A 16630-nucleotide genomic window follows, 5' to 3' on the forward strand; every position below is an offset into this window, starting at 1 on the left:
ACAGTGAGAGCTAATATTAAAGAATTGCCAGCTATTTCTTTGCATGGTATTTATAAAAATTATGGAATGGGCGAGAACGAGGTTGTTGCACTTAAAAATATCAATGTTGATATCGCTGCTGGCGAGTTTATGGCTTTATGTGGGCCTTCTGGGAGTGGTAAAAGCACATTGTTAAATATATTATCCGGAATTGATAAACCCTCCGCAGGGCATGTTTTCTTTCTCAATAAAAATATGAATGCATTGTCAGAGAGAAATCTGGCAGCAATACGTAGTAAGCATCTGGGATTTATTTTCCAGTTCTTTAATTTAATCCCGGTACTTAACGTGTTTGATAATGTTTTTTATCCATTGATACTTAATGGCCATTTCGATGCCAGAACTGCAAAGGAGCGAACCCTCCATTTTCTGAATAGCGTGGGTTTATCCGGCCTGGAAGACCGGAAACCGGGGCAGCTATCTGGCGGGCAACAACAGCGTGTCGCCATAGCAAGAGCACTCGCACATGAACCTCAGATTGTCGTTGCAGATGAACCTACGGGAAATCTCGACCTGGCGACGGGAGACGCAATTCTGGATCTTTTACTAGATATCAATCATCAAACGGGCACCACTTTTATTATATCGACCCACTCCACCCAGCTAACGGAACGTGCGCGCCGAGTGGTGGAAATCCGTGATGGAGAATTAGCTTATGATTCATATGAATAATTTCTTCAGGTTACTGTGCCTGAGCCTGTCTCTGGTTATTGTAGCCGCCACGGCGGCTCCCACTTATACGCCTGTAGTTGAAAGCATACTCCATAATGGGTTTCCAACTCAGCCTGACGTGTTAGCAAAAACTACTCAATCTCTATCCGATGAGTTCAAAAAGACCGGAAATATTGCTTCGCTGGTTTTTTATGCCTACGGGATGTTGAGGCAAGCAAACTATTTTTTGGCCACTAATGATATTATTAAGGCTTCAGAGTATGCTAAAACAGGCTTCTTTTATCTCGATGAAGCTGTGGATTTAAATCAAAACATACCACTCATCAGATATCTGCGTGCCAAGGTCGATGCGTACCTACCCGCCGAGTTGGGACGCTGCGTTATTACCCTCGAGGACACAGACATACTGCTAAAACAAGAATTAAGTAGCAGAATTCGAGATAACGTCAATGATATGCGCTACAGAGCATTTTATAACTGTAAACTTTATCAACAGGCTGGCCAATTATTATCAATATTACAGGTGGATAATCCAAATAAAAAAATTGATATGGCTTATAACGGTTCATCTACCTGGGAACTTGATGAAGTTACGCAAATTATTATACCCCTTATGAGGGCCAAATAAATGTCAATGAATATGATCTTTGTAAATGGTTTTGTGCTTATAATTGTTTTATTTATCATCTATTGTGTCGTTTTCCGCTTCCGTGATGCTAAGTTTTCTTTTTTGAATTTATTAAGGCATCGCAGAAGAACTTTGTCAACAATTTGTGCGATAATTCTTGGTGGTGTTGCCATATTTTTATATGGCGGCTTTATTAATTATTCTTTCTGGATTCTCCAGCAGCAAACAATCCGCACAAACATTGGTCATGTACAAGTTTATAACAAGGAGTACTTTGATACTGCAAACAAGAGTAAACATCTCATCAATAATTATGCTGCTCTAAAAAATGATATTATGCATAATTCTTCGCTAGCTAATGATATATCCACCCTTTCAGGGCAGCTTGAGTTTACAGGAGTTATTTCTCAATATGAAAATGAAACCTCAAGCTATTTTTCTGCTCAGGGGGTCGAGCCTTTACCTGCCTTGAAACTGGGTGCCTTTGATAAAATCATTTTAGGCAGTGATTTATCGCGCGTAAAACGTAATGAAATCACAATAGGCAGCGGGCTGGCAAAAACTCTTGCCGCGGGTTATGGCGACTGGCTTGATGTGATGGTAGTTAATACATCAGGTGGCCAGGGAGCTTTATCGTTAAAATTGCGTGGGATATTTGCATCCGGTATTAAAGATTATGATGATGTAGCATTGAAGGTTCCGCTAGATACAGCACAAAGGATTATGGGCACAGATGGCGTGAGTAAAGTACTTATATTGCTGAATAATAATAATGTTGATGAATTTATAGTTAAGTTGAATAAATATATTGTTGACAATAAGTTGCCGCTGGTTGTGAAGGACTGGAAAGAAACATCTATTTTTTATCAACAGGTCGAGGGAATGCTCTCAGGCATATATTTCTTTATCAAACTTATTGTCGCGCTTATTGTCGTGTTTATGATTGGTAATTCAATAACGATGAATATTGCTGAGAGAACGCGTGAAATAGCCACCCTGAGAGCCATTGGTCTTGAGGCCTCCCATGTGACATTATTATTTTGGCTGGAAGGTGTTTTTATTGGCGTGTTTGGTGCCATGGGGAGTGTTTTGGTGGGATATTGTTTAGCTGCGATGATCAATGTTTATGGGATTGCTATGCCGCCATCCCCGGGTCAATCGATAGGATATACTGCGTTTATTAAGATTGATAATGTCGAGCTTTTCTGGACTACGCTGGTTTTACCGATTTTAACGTCAGCTCTTGCGTCTGTTCTTCCTTCGTATCGCGCATCACGGCTCAATATTTCTGCGGCGTTTAAATATTCCTGAGGAATGAGTATGAAACACCTGAAACTGCGCTTACTTATTCTTATTACTTTTTTTTCTTCATCCTGGGTAATAGCCGAGACTCCGGCACCTCAGGCTATAGATATTATACGTTTGGCTGATGATATACGTTCGCCTAATGTACCTTTCCGCTATACGGTAACTGTTCTTGAATATAAAGAGGGTGGCGAGCAGCCGGAGAGTAAACAAATTCTCGATGTGTCAATGCGTTTTATGAAACCTGAAAATGGCTCGCGGGCAGATGCGCGTTCTTTAGTCCGGTTTATTTATCCTCCACGGGATAAAGGGAAGATTATGCTTTCTGATTGGTACGATCTCTGGTTTTATACACCTGAACTACGAAAACCGATACCTATTTCACCGGCACAAAGGCTGAGTGGGCAAATCTCAAATGCAGACGTTATCGTCACTAATTTTGAGTACGCCTACGATTCTACAATCGAAGGTACTGAACCTTGCGGACAGAAAGTCTGTTATAGACTATCACTGATACGCAAATCGGATAAGGTAACTTATCCAAAGGTGATATACCTTGTAGAACAAGGAGATGATTTCAGGCCTTACCAGGCATCTTATTACTCCCTTGATAACCAATTGCTCAAAAAAGTCTCCTATAAAAATTACCAGAAAATTTTAGGTAAATATCGGCCATCTGAAATTGTCGTACAGAGTGCTCGATATGCAAAAGGCTATTCAGTGATGAAATATAGTAACGTAAGACTGGAAAAATTACCTGAGTATTTTTTTACAAAAGAGGCGATGTTAAGGGGGGGGCAATGAAAATATCTCTCTACGTCCTTATTCCCTTTTTTACTTTAGTCTCTACCCTGGTTCAGGGACACTGTCTGTCCGCAAGTGTGTTGCAAGATAATATGGATGTTACTTTGGCAGCGCAGATTTCATATGTAAATAAAGAACCGTCAATCTGGAAAATTGATGGTCGCAATCCGTACGTGGCCGACAATGTTTATAATGATATTGCGTTAGGCATAAAAGGTCAGTGCGATCTAGTGGATAATAATCTCAATATGGATTTTTCATTTTATTCTTTAGGTTATTATCCGATTCGCAGTCCCGGAGTCTTTGAAAAAGATAAAAATCGTGCAAGGATAATGATAGATCGACTGCGTTTTACCTATGCTTTATCTGATACAACACGCCTGGAAGGAGGGAAGCTGAGACCTTCAAAAGGGGCCTTTTTCTTAAGATCCCCCGCTACATTGCTGACAAATTATTATTCCGGTTTTAAAACAAACCGAATATATGGGCCAGCAATGGAATCAGCTTATAGCGAATCATTTTGGGGGGGCACATTATCTAAAGAGTATCAGGATTATAATTTTTTACTTACGCTAGCTCCCAGATTGAGCAGTATCGATAAGTACTATGAATCATCAGGCAACTGGTCTGCAGCACAACGCTCAAATAGTGAAGAGCGTTACCTATTAACTTATAATGATTACCGACTAGCTAGTCATCGCCTGTCCGCTAATTTACTATTAGGCGATAATCCGGCGTTTTCATTATCAGAACTATATAATTATACATCACAGTTTTTAATTAATGCTGAGTTTTCCTGGCATAAAGGCCAGCAGTGGCGTCACTTCTCAAATGATAAAAAAGAGGCCGTACTGGCTGGCTCATTTCCATCCTCACTCTATTCTGTGGAGGATAAACAAGGCGTTGAGTTTGCGCTTGGCGGGCAGTATACAACTGATAGCTTTAGCGTATTCGGCTTAGAATACTATTTTCAGAGTGAGGGATATTCGAAAAAGGCCTGGCAGGAGCAGATTGATTTCATTCGCTTGATGGGATACAGGACTGGCTACGATTTTTTAGACCGGGCGTTTGATAGCTATAAGTATCTTATGGCCTCAGAGATTGGTAACACTTCAAATAAAGGCATGCTGTTATCCAAACATTACTTTAATACCTATTTTAGTCTGCGTAATAATGACCAGTCCACCCTGCAACCCTATGCAATGATAAATATAGCGGATGGCAGCGTATTATTTGGGGCCCATTTTATTAAACCCTTGCAAGGTAAGTGGGCGCCGTTTGAGTTATATGCCGGCGCATACAGCTCCCTGGGAGGTTCTGAATCAGAGTTTGCGCTATTTGGTGAAACACTAAGCATTTATGTCGGTTTTAAATACTATTTATAAGGATATTTTATGGTATCACAGCTATCAACACCTTCTGTCGCTCTTATCTTTGCAGGACAAGGTAACCCTGTTATTGGAATGGGGTCTGATTTGTGGGATCTGAATGCAGTCACAAAAAATATTTGGGACTGCGCGAGCGATATTACCCAAATTGATATTCGCCGTTTATGCGAGCGCGGGCCGATGAGTCGCCTGGTCCAGACAACGGCTCAGCAAGTTGCCGTTACGGCTATTAACGTGACGCTCTATTGCCTCTGTCTGGAAAAAATGCCTGATTTGCCAATCGTGGGTTCTTGCGGGCATAGCGTTGGCGAGTACAGCGCGCTTTTCGCTGCGGGTGCATTTAACCTGGAGGCGCTTTTTAGGATGATACATACCCGTTCAAAGATTATGAATGATTTAAGTAAAATTCATAAAGGAGCTATGCTCGCGGTTAAGGGCGCTGATTTTGAAACCTTAACTAACATGATTTCCGCATCTGGTATACCTGTCGAGGTGAGTTGTGATAACAGCTGTCGTCAGCAGGTTATCGGTGGCACGACTGCTGATCTGGGCCGTATCTCACAGATCCTTTATGGTGCCGGTTTAGAGGCGGTTAAACTGGGGGTTAGCGGCGCATGGCATACGCGTCTGATGGCCGATGGTGTTCAGATGATGCGCGATTTTTTGCAAAAAATCGATATTTGTTCGCCTAAATACAGCGTGCTGATGAATGTTACCGGGCAAGCAGAATTCCTTCCTGAGCAGATCAAAGAAAATCTGGCTCTACATCTGACGCATACGGTGCAATGGTCAAAATCTCTTACGGCTCATTTACAGAATTCTCAGCCGGTAACTTTTCTGGAGTTCAGCAATAAAGCTTATTTAGGACAACTCCTTTATGACTTCCGGCGTTTCGCGCCAGAAAATGTCGTGCATTGTAGAAAGCTGATTGGCTTGTAATGGAGGCGCTATGATCCCTGACTATTTAACATTTACTCGTTATCAGGATAAACGAGTGATTATTTATCTTTATCTTTTAACTATGTTTTTACTTTTCCTTTTCTGGAAAAACAATGGTTATAACTTACTGCCAAGTAATGTATTGAGCCTGAGCGTTATCCTGGCATTAATTGTCTTTTCTTTTATTTACGAGCTGAAAAACTATTGGGGTTATAAATGTGTCATGAAGCATATAGATTTTTCCTGTTTTCAGGGGAAAGCTATATCCTCGTATGAGGCGTTTTTGTGGCATCCGGCAGTGGTTACCTTCTCATACTTTGCGATCTTTTATCTTCTCATTACGAGCTGCCTGTCGTTTATGTCATCGGGTCATGCACTACTTTGTATTGCTATTATTTCGCCATTGGCTATTTACCTGGCGTTTAAATATGCACGTTATAGCTATGTGAAGCGAATGAAGGATTTTACTGCCCAAAAGGTAGTCTGGCGCAATCTACATCATTACGTCGGTTTTAATCTTTTTATCACCTTTTTAATGAATAGCTTGATAGTCAGCCCGTTAGCAAATGAGGATGATTTTTCTTTGGCGGATGGTTTTTTTTCAGCCAGATTAATGATAGCGATGTTTATTCTTTGCGTTATTGTTTTGTTTTTAGATATGATCTTCATCCGTCCATCGAAACGCTACATTTTTCTCGGGCGATTGTTCCTGAGGGAATTTGACTTCCATCTATCAAAGTCAATCCCCTGGCCATGGCTCTATAATAAAGCGATGTGGCTTAGATTATTCATGGTTTTAATCACTCAGTTTATTTGGATTGTATTGCTCAATGTCATTTTGGCATTTTCGGGATTGAGTATTTATTTTGAATTTTATTTTTTATCCTGCTCTCTGCCTTCATTTTTTTATTTCTATCTACATGCTTACTGGCATTGGCATAATGATTATATCGTCGCATGTGATATGTATTTTCGTTGCGATCGAATTGAACGTTAAAATGAAATAAAACTTACTAAGGAGATATGCACGACAGCATTGCAGTTTACAATCCTGAATGAGCGGATGTAGATTATATGTGAATGTTAATCTGAAAAGATGTATTGTTGAATGGATAAAGCCAGTCAGTTCCCTGACTGGCTTGGTTTTTTATTTCTGTAAAGAAGAAACTACGTCGCCCCAGTTCGTCGCTGCATCATAGACGAAGTTTGACCAGATACCTGATTTTTCATACATCATTGAATTCAGGTGATCTGCCAGTATGCTACCAATACTGGATGGGGAGCCACTCAGCAAGTTGCTAAGCATATCCAGAGAGGTTTCCAGCGCCGTTTTGGCAATGGTAAGGGAGCCATCAAAGCCGACTTTCATCAGTCCAAGTGCGGATTGAATAGTGAAATCAACCAGGGCACAAGGCAGGTCAAAGAGGCCAGCACCCGAGATATTTTCCATTTCATATTGTGTTAATTCTTTCATTTTTTATTCCTGTGCTATTACTATTTATAATTACTTAGTTGCGGGCAAGCTGAGTACACCCTCGTAAATATTAACCAGGGCTTTGTTTTGATAATAGTGAATATTTAAATGAACCGGTAATTCATTATGAATAGTTAACGTGATGATAAATTCGTGCTTCTAATAAAAATTCCGAATAATTGCGTTTTTTATAATTGATTGATTTTATATTTTATGGATATGGGTTTACTACCAATCTTTTATCTCTCTTACTGAAAGTAATCGCTATGTGGCATTTTTAGAACGTAATTTTTAAATTTTATGCTGCGGGTATTATGAATTCACATAGTGATGTTAGAATGTTTTATGTGAATGGCCCTATACTGCTATCCATAAAAATAAGCTATCTATAATTCACCGTCGCTTTCTTCGTTCTAATATAGATAATCCCTCAGGCAGTTCATGTTTGTCCTTTACCTATTTCAAAAAAGTTGTTTTTGATGTTTATCACCAGGTCAGAACAGCTGCACGGTGATAATCCCAGAGACTGAGCGGCGCTGCTATCCTCCCGGTGCGTTTATTGCGAAGCATCTCATGCCGCTTTCTGCTTGTCTGCCTGGGCTCAGCCCTCTTATGGGGAGGTGAAGTGGGGATTTGAAACGTAGCGTTAGCTTAAAGAAGATGAGAGGGATAACGCTAAACCAACGCTTAAAGCGGCGAAGATAATTGGGAGGGGAGACCGTCACGCAAGCTTTCGCCAGTACGCAGCAGGGACATCATACCTGCCACGTACCATGTCCCTGGCTGCTTAACCACTTTACGCGGGAACGGTCTGAACTGCCCCCTGCTTAATCACCTGCTCAATCTCAAAGCGGTTAGTCACCTTACTGTCGATTTTGATATACACCGAACGTTCGTTGTTAACTACCAGTACCTCTTTAACTCCTGCTTGAGCCTGTAGCCGTTGCTGTAGCATTTCATCCGCCACCACGTCGGCAGGGATCTCGACCCGCAGGCTACTAACGTAAGGCGGTTCGCTCATGGTGCTGGCCACCAGTAACCACAGCATTGCCAGCAGGGCGCCAAGCAGGAAAACGGTTTGTGAATCAAAAAAGCCGTCTACCCAGCCGCCTAGCGAACCGCCAATCGCGACTCCAAGAAACTGGCTGGTAGAGTAAATCCCCATCGCTGTTCCTTTGTAGCCGGCAGGTGATTCTTTACTGATTAACGAAGGCAGTAACGCTTCGAGCAGGTTAAACGCGAGGAAAAATAGCTGAACGCCGGCAACCAGTTCCCAGAAATAGCCTCCCGCTCCCCAAAGTACGATCTCGGCGATCAGTAAAATGGCAACGCAGAGCAGAAAAACGCGCTTCATTTTGCGCTTTACTTCGGCGTAAATAATAAACGGCACCACGGCAACAAAAGAGACCAGCATGGTGACCAGATAGATTTTCCAGTGCTCAGCTGCGGGAAAACCGGCAGCTTCCAACTGACCCGGCAGGGCAACAAAGGTGGACATCAGCATAATATGCAGGCACATAATGCCGAAATTGAGCTTCAGTAGTTTTGGCTCGGCAAGCACTTTGCTAAAGCAGCCTTTCACCATACCGGATTCACGGTTAAGCACGTGATTATGGCTATTTGGCACAACCCACAGCGTAAGCAGAATCCCGAGCATCGCCAGAGCGGCAATCATCCAGAATAAGGCGTGCAGGCCTAACTGGTGGGTGATAATAGGTCCGAGGACCATGGCGATGGCGAAGGTAATACCAAAGCTGACGCCGATAAACGCCATGGCTTTAGTGCGATTCTGTTCGCGGGTTAAGTCGGAAAGCAGCGCCATTACCGCTGCGGCAATCGCTCCGGAGCCTTGCAGCGCGCGGCCAAGAATAATGCCCCAGATCGATTCGGAAAGCGCGGCGATAATGCTGCCGAGAACGAAGATTAACAAGCCGCCGACGATAAGCGGTTTACGGCCAATGCGATCGGAGAGGAGGCCAAAAGGAACCTGGAATATTGCCTGCGCCAGTCCATAGATGCCTATAGCCAGGCCAATAAGGGCTTCACTTGCGCCCTGGAGCGCCATGCCATAAGTGGTCAGAACCGGCAGGACCATAAACATGCCGAGCATGCGCAGAGAGAAAACGGTCCCCAGACCCCAGGTTGCGCGCAGTTCGCCTGGCGTCATTTTGTTATCGTTCATTACCACCTCAATCTAAAAACTGCGCCTAGTGTAGTGGGGGGAGCCAGAAGCGTAAATAGATGTTTGTTTAACAGATATTACTGCTGTGTTGCACGATGAGGTGAGGGCGGTAGACAAAAAGAAACCAGCGGAGCGGGCTCCGCCGGCTAGCGGAGATTATTGGCAGTTAAAATCAACCCATTGGCCGCCTGCATCGGCGGATTTGACGCATTGCTCAACCCAGTAGACCCCGTGGAGCCCGGCTTCGACGTCCGGATACCAGAAGTTATCCAGAAACGCCTGGTCACTGCGATCCATTGCATCGATAGCGATGGCGTAACGGCGGTAAAGGTTGGCCCATGCCTCAAACAGCCCTTCCGGGTGGCCGCCGCCGATGCGGTCGTCTGCCAGCGCCTGCGGACTTAAATAGGGCATTCCACGTTCCAGAACGCGCGCGGGTTCGCCCTGCACCTCATAGCTGAGCTGATTTGGGCGCTCATCCCACCACTCAAGGCTGGCTTTTTCGCCAATGACGCGGACTTTTTGTGAGTGCATAGCGCCGCTGTTGACTGCGCTGGTCCACAGTGAACCGACGGCGCCATTATTATATTCCATCAGCACGAAGGCGTTATCTTCCAGCGGCGCGCGCGATTTGACGAAGCTCTGACGTGCGCATATCAGCCGGGTGATATTCAGATTTGGCACCATGGTTTCCGCAATAAATAGCGGGTGAGTCGCCAGATCCCCCAGCACGTAGCTAGGGCCGGCATATTTGGGCGTTACCCGCCAGCGGGTAGATTCAGCCTGCAGTTCAACGGCTTCATTATGAAAACCGTGGGCAAACTGCATATTGATAATGCGGATCTCCCCAAGCATACCCTCCGCGATCATCTGCCGCGCCTGCTGAATCATCTGGTGCCCGGCGTAGCCGTAGGTAACGCCGATTATTTTGTTCTGCTTTTTGCTCAGCGCCAGCAGCTCGCGGGCCTCGGCGGCGGTAAAGCACAGTGGTTTTTCACAGATAACGTGCAGCCCCGCTTCCAGCGCTGCTTTGGTGATCGCGAAATGGGTATTGTTCGGCGTAGTGACCGAAACGGCTTCAATGCCGTCAGGGCGTTTGGCTTCCTCTGCAAATAGCGTTTGATAGTCGGCGTAGCAGCGCTCGGGGGCGATTCCGAGTTGCTCGCCAAATTGACGGCCGCGTTCGGCATCAATATCGAGCGCGCCGGCCAGCAGGGTAAAGACATTATCGCGCAGTGCTGCACAGCGGTGGCTGTAGCCAATCTGGCTGGTGCCGCCGCCGCCGACCATTCCCCAGCGCAGGGAGCGAGATAAGGGTTTCATGCCGTTTAACATGATGATGCACTCCTCTAAAGAGAGACTTCGGATTTCAGATGTTCTTCTGGATAGCCCGCACCCGGAGAGGCGCGGGCCAGGTTTCGGGCTTTACATTTCTCCACGCGCCTCGCGCTCTTTCAGCTCTTGCATAATCTGTGGATATTGTTTATCCAGCCGATAAAACAGCAGGGTGATGATGACCACAATCCACAGGAAGAACGAGCCGTAGAGATAAACGTTATTAATCATGTCGATAGCGCTTTGCGGTTGAACGCCGGATCCACTGCTGGAACTGACGTAGCCCGAGAGGCTTAACAGGCCGGAGATAACCGCGGCGGCAATGCCTGCGCCGAGCTTCGTACCGACAGACCCCGCAGAGAAGATCATTCCCTCCTGGCGGACGCGCGTTTTCCACTGGCCGTATTCGACGGCGTCACCGCAGAAGCCGAATAGCACGGCATTCAGCGGCGCGAAGCCGATACCGCGAATAATGGCGTTGGCCAGCGCCCAGTGGTAGTCGTCAGAATTAAACATAAACAGCACCTGGCCTATGGTCGCCAGCACAATGCCGCAAAGGGCCACGTTGCGTTTACCGTATTTTCGAATGGGGATGGAACTCAGGAAGGTGAAAATAATGATGCAGGCGGTTTCGGCCACGAAAATGGAGCTGTAGAAGGTATCGTCGCCTAGCACGTAGCGGCAGTAGTAAGGTAGCGCGATACCAACCACGGTGTAATAAACGCTCTGGGCTGTCCAGAGGATCGCGCTGGCCCAGAAGTACTGGTTACGGAAGAGGGCAGAAAGCTGCGTTTTTACCGCTACGTTTCCCTGCTTTTCCCGCGCTTTGATAACCACTTTTTCTTCACATTTGTAGAAGCAAAACAGCAGTAACAGCAGCGCCAGAAAAGCCCAGATGGCCATGGTTTTAATCCATGCTGCCTGATCGTCGCCGAAATATTTCACCAGCGGCAATGTACAAGCCACGGCGAGAATGCGGCCAAATGGCGACATCGACATGCGGGTGATGCTAAGCATATCCCTTTCCCAGGAGGTCCGGGTCATCATCGCGGAGAGGCTGCCATAGGGGAGGTTGATCGCGGTGTAGCACACGGTGGTACAGAAGTTATAGGCTACCAGCAGGTAGAGAAACTGCAGCGTTCCGGTGGTTTGGGGCACGGTAAAGAGCAGAATCGCCGATACGGCGTAGGGGGCGCTCATCCACAGCAGCCAGGGGCGTGATTTTCCCCAGCGAGAGTTTGTGCGCTCAACCATCAGACCCATAATGACATCGGAAACACCGTCAAACAGACGTGAGATCAGCATTACCAGACCGACCGTGGCGATACTGATGCCGACATAATCCGTATAGAAAAGCGTTAAAACTGTGCCGATCATGCCGAAAACGACGTTACAGGCGGTATCGCCTCCACCATAGGCTATCCGGGTCGTCCAGGTTAACTTATCGCCGCGTGATGCTACGGGAGAAATAAGGATCTGCTGTTCACTCATGGTCTATTCCTTTGTCGGGGGGACAAGTAAGGACCTCAGCGCCAGTTCCACCGGCACTACCTTATCCTGATGTCAGCCAGAACATAAGGAAATGTTTGTTTCGTTTCAATGGTTATATGAAATTTAACTTCTGTATATGAGAGGCGGATCGAAAAATAGAAAAGATTGTGCGTCCGATGTGGATCGGGGAATCATCAAGTCATTCTGATTAATAAGGTTATTTGCTGCCTTTTTTGATGCTCATTGATTCATCTTGTATATGCAATTTGTGATTTTGAGTGCTGATTTTGTGAAGTGAATCGATAAGGCATTAGATTTTTATTTTTCATTATTAATGTAAATTGAAATTAATTTTTCTTTTTTGTGGTCGGGCATGCTGCAGCATGCCCGACTGATTAACGCATTTAACCGGTATTGCCGAACGCGGCGGTGGAGGAGGTGGATTTTGGCGCCGAATCAGCCGCGAAAATTCCTTTGGCCGCGAGCCCGGCGACGGTGATCGCGGCGGGGATGCCAAGGATCAGAAAAACGCTTTCGAAGCTAATATTCAGCGCCAGCATCTCAGCTCCGGCAAAAGCGCTGAGGATGGCGCCCATGCGGCCCACGCCGTGCATCCAGCTGGAACCTGTAGCCCGCGCTTCGGTAGGATAGTAGCGGGCGGAAAGCGCATTCATACCGGTATTGGCGCCGTTTAAACAGGCTCCGCTGATAAACGCCAGCAGGCAGATGAGCGCAAAGCTTGCCGCTGCATATCCCATTGCCATCGTAAACAGGCCGCCAACGGCGTAAATCATTCCGAGCGCCCGATGCGGATTAATCCGGTCCATCAACCAGCCCGCAAACAGCGAGCCAATGGTTCCTCCCGCCTGGTACATTGCGGTCATCACCGCCGCCTGGCCAACCGTTAATCCCACCTCTTTCACCAGCGTCGGTAACCAGCTACCGAGAAGATAGACCAGAAAGAGCCCCATAAAATAGACCAGCCAGAGCATCATCGAACCGAAGCGATACTGGCGGGAGAGAACGATGCGCATCGCATTTGCCTGCACGGGCTGGGCTGGGAGAGTGAACTCGGCATCATCGGCGATTTGGCCCGGATAGAGGCGCTGCAAAATCAGCCGAATACGTCGGGCTGGCGCGCGCTTAACCACCAGAAAACGCACCGATTCCGGTAACAGCCAGATCAGGAGCGGCGCGAACAGCAGCGGGAGGATGCCGCCGAGCAGCATCAGCGAGTGCCAGCCAAACTTCGGGATTAGCCATGAGGCGGAGAATCCTCCCGCCGCGGCGCCAAAGGTGAAGCCGCAAAAAATAATCGTAATCAGAAACGAGCGCTGACGCTCAGGCGCATACTCCGACACCAGAGTGCCGATATTCGGCATGGCGGCGCCTAATCCGAGCCCGGTCAGAAAACGAAAAAGCACCATCTGTTCGATGTTTTGCGAAAGGGCGGTGGCAATGGTCCAGAAGCCGAAGAAGAAGACGCTATTGATGATGATTTTTTTCCGCCCCAGCCAGTCGGCGAGCGGCCCGGAGAATATAGCGCCCAGCGCAAGGCCTATCAGCGCGGCGCTGATGACAAAACCGAGTTCATGGTTGCTTACTCCCCATTCCTGCTTCAGCGTCGGGGCGATAAATCCCATGATGGCGATATCAAAGCCGTCCAGCGCAATCACGCAGAAGCCTAAAAACACCACCAGTTTTTGAAAGCGGCTGAGCGGATTGGCGTTGATTAACTCCCTGACGTCCAGGCGTTGAGTCTGTGTCATGGGATGCTCCTTATGCGCAAGGGCGCAGGTAGGACTGCGCGGCGTTAAACAGCAACTGAGCGCGAGTGAGTGCCGGCAGCGCGCCGCGTTCGCCGCTTAGCGGAACCTCGATAGAAACCGGCAGCGTCGCCGGAAGCGCCGCCATCAGTCCATGCAGATCGAGCCCGCCTTCGCCGGGCACCTTACGCGCGGCGCGGGCCTGGTAAATCAGCTCCTGTTCATCTGCTGGGATCTGCGGCGAGGCATCGCAAAGCTGCATATAGTTGAGGCAGTTTTTCGGCAGCGCGGCGAGCGTAGACAGCGACTCGCCTGAGCGCCAGAAATGAATCGCGTCGATCAAAATACCGATATCCTGGCGGCCGCTGGCGGCGATAAGCGCCTGGGCTTCGGCGATGGTGCGCAGCTGTGTCCAGGGCATGGGCTCCAGGTTCATGGTTAAACCATACTCCTGGCCAGCTTCGGCAAGCCGGGCCAGATTTTCCGCGCTGCGAGCGCGGTTGTCATCATTTCCGGCGACTAAAACCTGTCTGGCGCCCAGACGCGCGGCGGTATGGAGAAAGAGCTGCAAACGAGCGTCCAGCGAAAAATCTGGCGTCAGGCGGACTATCTCAACGTCCGAGACGCGAATACCGGTTTCCATCAGCGCTGCCAGGGTATCGCGGACAGCGGCAGTATCGCCCAGCATGCCATAGTCAGGGTCGGTCGCCGTGGCGGGAAGCAGGCGCAGGCCGACGTGAGTAAATCCGGTTTGGGCCGCGATCCGCACCTGTTGCGGTGGCGGGACGTCGAGTAGGGTAAGCGCGGCGAGTGACAGGGTTCGCATGTTCATAAAGGACTCCAGTACAGTTGCAGGTGATTGTTGTTATGCGTATTGCCGTCCCTGGTAAAATGCTTTACTGCGTTGCTTTATTAATGTTTTCTGCCAGTTTTTTACCGACCATGTAGCCAAAGGTCATGGCCGGACCAAGCGTGATACCGCCGCTGGGATAGAATCCCCGCATCACGCTCGACATATCGTTGCCGATGGCGTAAAGGCCCTGAATCGGCTGCTGCTTCGCGTTGAGAACCCGCGCATTCTCATCGGTAATTAAACCGCTGAAGGAGCCCAGCGAACCGGGCAGAATGCGTACCGCATAAAAAGGCGCGCGGCTGAGTTTCCCAAGCGTAGGGTGAGGGGAACGGCTGGCGTCCCCCTGCGCGCGGTTGTATGCCGACGCGCCGCGCTGATAATCCTTATCCTCTCCCTGGTCTACAAAACCGTTAAAACGGGCGATCGTTTCCGCCAGCTGCTGCGAATCGATAGCGCATGCTTTCGCCAGCGCTTCCAGCGTCTCGCCGACGTACAGATAGCCGGTGCGTCGCCAGGACTCCGGGGCAAAAGGAAAAGGGCGGGCATGGCCTAACCCATAGCGCCGAAGCGCACGGCTATCGCCAATCAGCCACGCCTGTGGCGCTTCGCCAGGCGGCGTGGCCTCCAGCAGCGCGGCGATAAAATCGTGGTAAGAATCAGCCTCATTGGTAAAGCGTTTACCGTTGGGCAGTACGGCAATAAAGCCGGGCTTGGCGCGCTCAACCAGATGTGGGAAGAGCAGCTGCAGACCGCTGGCCTGCGTCACGCGCGAAACGGGCGCCCAGGCCATCGCATGCCTGAGCGTGGTATCAAACTGGCCGCCGACCGTTTCGCCAAGGCGGATGCCCTCCCCCTGATTACCCGGAGGCGCGGCGGAGAAGTGGCCATAGCCGCTGGCGGCGTGCGGCACGTTTTCGGCCAGGCGCTGTCTGTCGTGAGGAAAGCCGCCGCAGGCGAGGATCACCGCACCGGCCCGAACCTCTATCCGGCCGTCGTCGCTGCGTAATATCGCGCCCTTTACTCCGTTCCCGGATGCGAGCAGCCGTTCAACCGGCGCATTAAGCTGAAAAGTCACTCCTGCATCCAGCGCCGAGCGCAGCAGCCGGGCAACCAAAGCGTTGCCGTTAACCAGATACTGTCCGCGTCCGGCGCGCAGCCGCTGCCAGCCGTGGCGCAGCAGGCGACGGCTGGCATACAGCGCCGATCGCGGAGAGCGAGTGGCGTTGAAAAAGTGTGCCATATCCGTGCCGCCGGCAATGCCCATTCCCGCGAGGCTGATAGTCTCCAGAGGCGGGCGCAGGCGATGCAGCCAGTCGCTGAGCAGCCGCCCGTCGAAAGGCTGCGCCGTGACCGAGCGCCCTCCGGCGGCCGATCCCGGCGAATGATGAAAATCGGGCATTTTGCTGCCGGAAAGAAACTGCACGGCAGTATGGCGGCGGAAAAAGTCAATCATCTCCGGTCCGTGCCGTAAGTAGGCAAGCAGGCGCGCATCGGCCGGTTCACCGTTCATTTCATGCTGCAAATAAACCAGCGGTGCGTTGGGCTCTTCTTTAATCCCCTCTTCACGCGCCAGCGGATTATGCGGGATCCACAGCCAGCCGCCGGACCAGGCGCTGGTGCCGCCAATCACCGACTCTTTCTCCGCAACCAGCACGCTGGCGCCGCCAATGGCGGCAGTGACGGCGGCGGAGAGCCCCGCCGCGCCGGAGCCGACCACCAGAACATCCACGTTCATCTGCCCGCTCATAACCGAC

General features: G+C 48.8%; 14 protein-coding genes. 7 read left to right on the forward strand and 7 right to left on the reverse strand.

Features of this window, described 5'->3' with window-relative positions; all coding sequences use genetic code 11:
• Nucleotides 1–3: 3 nt before the first annotated feature.
• The 7 genes from ABLV75_RS12790 to ABLV75_RS12820 are packed head-to-tail and all read left to right on the forward strand — an operon-like array spanning nt 4 to nt 6772.
• The gene (locus tag ABLV75_RS12790; protein ID WP_004099494.1) at nt 4–711 is read left to right on the forward strand and encodes an ABC transporter ATP-binding protein; all 708 of its coding nucleotides are present in this window, start codon (nt 4–6) and stop codon (nt 709–711) included.
• A complete protein-coding gene (locus tag ABLV75_RS12795) occupies nt 695–1339 on the forward strand; it encodes a hypothetical protein (RefSeq protein WP_004099495.1) in 645 nt (214 codons plus the stop codon). Before ABLV75_RS12790 ends, ABLV75_RS12795 begins: the two co-directional genes overlap by 17 nt.
• The gene (locus tag ABLV75_RS12800) at nt 1340–2650 is read left to right on the forward strand and encodes an ABC transporter permease (protein ID WP_004099496.1); all 1311 of its coding nucleotides are present in this window, start codon (nt 1340–1342) and stop codon (nt 2648–2650) included.
• A 9-nt stretch (nt 2651–2659) separates the two neighbouring features.
• Nucleotides 2660–3448: an outer membrane lipoprotein-sorting protein gene (locus ABLV75_RS12805; protein WP_004099497.1), complete on the forward strand. Its 789-nt coding sequence runs from the start codon at nt 2660–2662 to the stop codon at nt 3446–3448.
• Nucleotides 3445–4833, forward strand: coding sequence for a hypothetical protein (locus tag ABLV75_RS12810; protein ID WP_004099499.1), 1389 nt, complete (start codon nt 3445–3447; stop codon nt 4831–4833). The genes ABLV75_RS12805 and ABLV75_RS12810 overlap by 4 nt, the downstream gene beginning before the upstream one ends.
• 9 nt (nt 4834–4842) lie before the next feature.
• Nucleotides 4843–5775: an ACP S-malonyltransferase gene (locus ABLV75_RS12815; protein WP_004099500.1), complete on the forward strand. Its 933-nt coding sequence runs from the start codon at nt 4843–4845 to the stop codon at nt 5773–5775.
• A gap of 10 nt (nt 5776–5785) precedes the next feature.
• Complete coding sequence (locus tag ABLV75_RS12820) at nt 5786–6772, forward strand: hypothetical protein (RefSeq protein WP_004099501.1); 987 nt, start codon at nt 5786–5788, stop codon at nt 6770–6772.
• A gap of 150 nt (nt 6773–6922) precedes the next feature.
• Here ABLV75_RS12820 and ABLV75_RS12825 read toward each other — a convergent pair whose 3' ends face one another.
• From ABLV75_RS12825 to ABLV75_RS12855, 7 genes are all read right to left on the reverse strand, one after another.
• Nucleotides 6923–7249: a hypothetical protein gene (locus ABLV75_RS12825; RefSeq protein WP_004099502.1), complete on the reverse strand. Its 327-nt coding sequence runs from the start codon at nt 7247–7249 to the stop codon at nt 6923–6925.
• A 796-nt stretch (nt 7250–8045) separates the two neighbouring features.
• The gene (locus tag ABLV75_RS12830) at nt 8046–9431 is read right to left on the reverse strand and encodes an MFS transporter (RefSeq protein ID WP_004099503.1); all 1386 of its coding nucleotides are present in this window, start codon (nt 9429–9431) and stop codon (nt 8046–8048) included.
• A gap of 156 nt (nt 9432–9587) precedes the next feature.
• The gene (locus ABLV75_RS12835) at nt 9588–10766 is read right to left on the reverse strand and encodes a Gfo/Idh/MocA family oxidoreductase (RefSeq protein ID WP_032734250.1); all 1179 of its coding nucleotides are present in this window, start codon (nt 10764–10766) and stop codon (nt 9588–9590) included.
• A 90-nt stretch (nt 10767–10856) separates the two neighbouring features.
• Nucleotides 10857–12257, reverse strand: a complete 1401-nt coding sequence (locus ABLV75_RS12840; RefSeq protein ID WP_023329370.1) for an MFS transporter — start codon at nt 12255–12257, stop codon at nt 10857–10859.
• A 404-nt stretch (nt 12258–12661) separates the two neighbouring features.
• A complete protein-coding gene (locus tag ABLV75_RS12845) occupies nt 12662–14026 on the reverse strand; it encodes an aromatic acid/H+ symport family MFS transporter (protein WP_004099507.1) in 1365 nt (454 codons plus the stop codon).
• 10 nt (nt 14027–14036) lie between these two features.
• A complete protein-coding gene (locus ABLV75_RS12850; protein WP_004099508.1) occupies nt 14037–14855 on the reverse strand; it encodes a TIM barrel protein in 819 nt (272 codons plus the stop codon).
• 64 nt (nt 14856–14919) lie between these two features.
• Entirely contained in the window at nt 14920–16623 is a 1704-nt protein-coding gene (locus tag ABLV75_RS12855) for an FAD-dependent oxidoreductase (RefSeq protein ID WP_004099510.1), read from the reverse strand.
• Nucleotides 16624–16630 lie beyond the last annotated feature (7 nt).

It is taken from the genome of Klebsiella sp. CN_Kp066 (assembly GCF_040065135.1).
GTDB classification, from domain to species: Bacteria; Pseudomonadota; Gammaproteobacteria; order Enterobacterales; family Enterobacteriaceae; genus Klebsiella; species Klebsiella oxytoca.

What these genes read in the sequence shown, in the direction of transcription:
- ABLV75_RS12795 (WP_004099495.1), top strand. Translation starts at nt 695, where the DNA reads ATGATTCATATGAATAATTTCTTCAGGTTACTGTGCCTGAGCCTGTCT.
- ABLV75_RS12810 (WP_004099499.1), top strand. Translation starts at nt 3,445, where the DNA reads ATGAAAATATCTCTCTACGTCCTTATTCCCTTTTTTACTTTAGTCTCT.
- ABLV75_RS12805 (WP_004099497.1), top strand. Translation starts at nt 2,660, where the DNA reads ATGAAACACCTGAAACTGCGCTTACTTATTCTTATTACTTTTTTTTCT.
- ABLV75_RS12815 (WP_004099500.1), top strand. Translation starts at nt 4,843, where the DNA reads ATGGTATCACAGCTATCAACACCTTCTGTCGCTCTTATCTTTGCAGGA.
- ABLV75_RS12835 (WP_032734250.1), bottom strand. Translation starts at nt 10,766, where the DNA reads ATGTTAAACGGCATGAAACCCTTATCTCGCTCCCTGCGCTGGGGAATG.
- ABLV75_RS12830 (WP_004099503.1), bottom strand. Translation starts at nt 9,431, where the DNA reads ATGAACGATAACAAAATGACGCCAGGCGAACTGCGCGCAACCTGGGGT.
- ABLV75_RS12850 (WP_004099508.1), bottom strand. Translation starts at nt 14,855, where the DNA reads ATGAACATGCGAACCCTGTCACTCGCCGCGCTTACCCTACTCGACGTC.
- ABLV75_RS12825 (WP_004099502.1), bottom strand. Translation starts at nt 7,249, where the DNA reads ATGAAAGAATTAACACAATATGAAATGGAAAATATCTCGGGTGCTGGC.
- ABLV75_RS12845 (WP_004099507.1), bottom strand. Translation starts at nt 14,026, where the DNA reads ATGACACAGACTCAACGCCTGGACGTCAGGGAGTTAATCAACGCCAAT.
- ABLV75_RS12840 (WP_023329370.1), bottom strand. Translation starts at nt 12,257, where the DNA reads ATGAGTGAACAGCAGATCCTTATTTCTCCCGTAGCATCACGCGGCGAT.
- ABLV75_RS12855 (WP_004099510.1), bottom strand. Translation starts at nt 16,623, where the DNA reads ATGAGCGGGCAGATGAACGTGGATGTTCTGGTGGTCGGCTCCGGCGCG.
- ABLV75_RS12800 (WP_004099496.1), top strand. Translation starts at nt 1,340, where the DNA reads ATGTCAATGAATATGATCTTTGTAAATGGTTTTGTGCTTATAATTGTT.
- ABLV75_RS12820 (WP_004099501.1), top strand. Translation starts at nt 5,786, where the DNA reads ATGATCCCTGACTATTTAACATTTACTCGTTATCAGGATAAACGAGTG.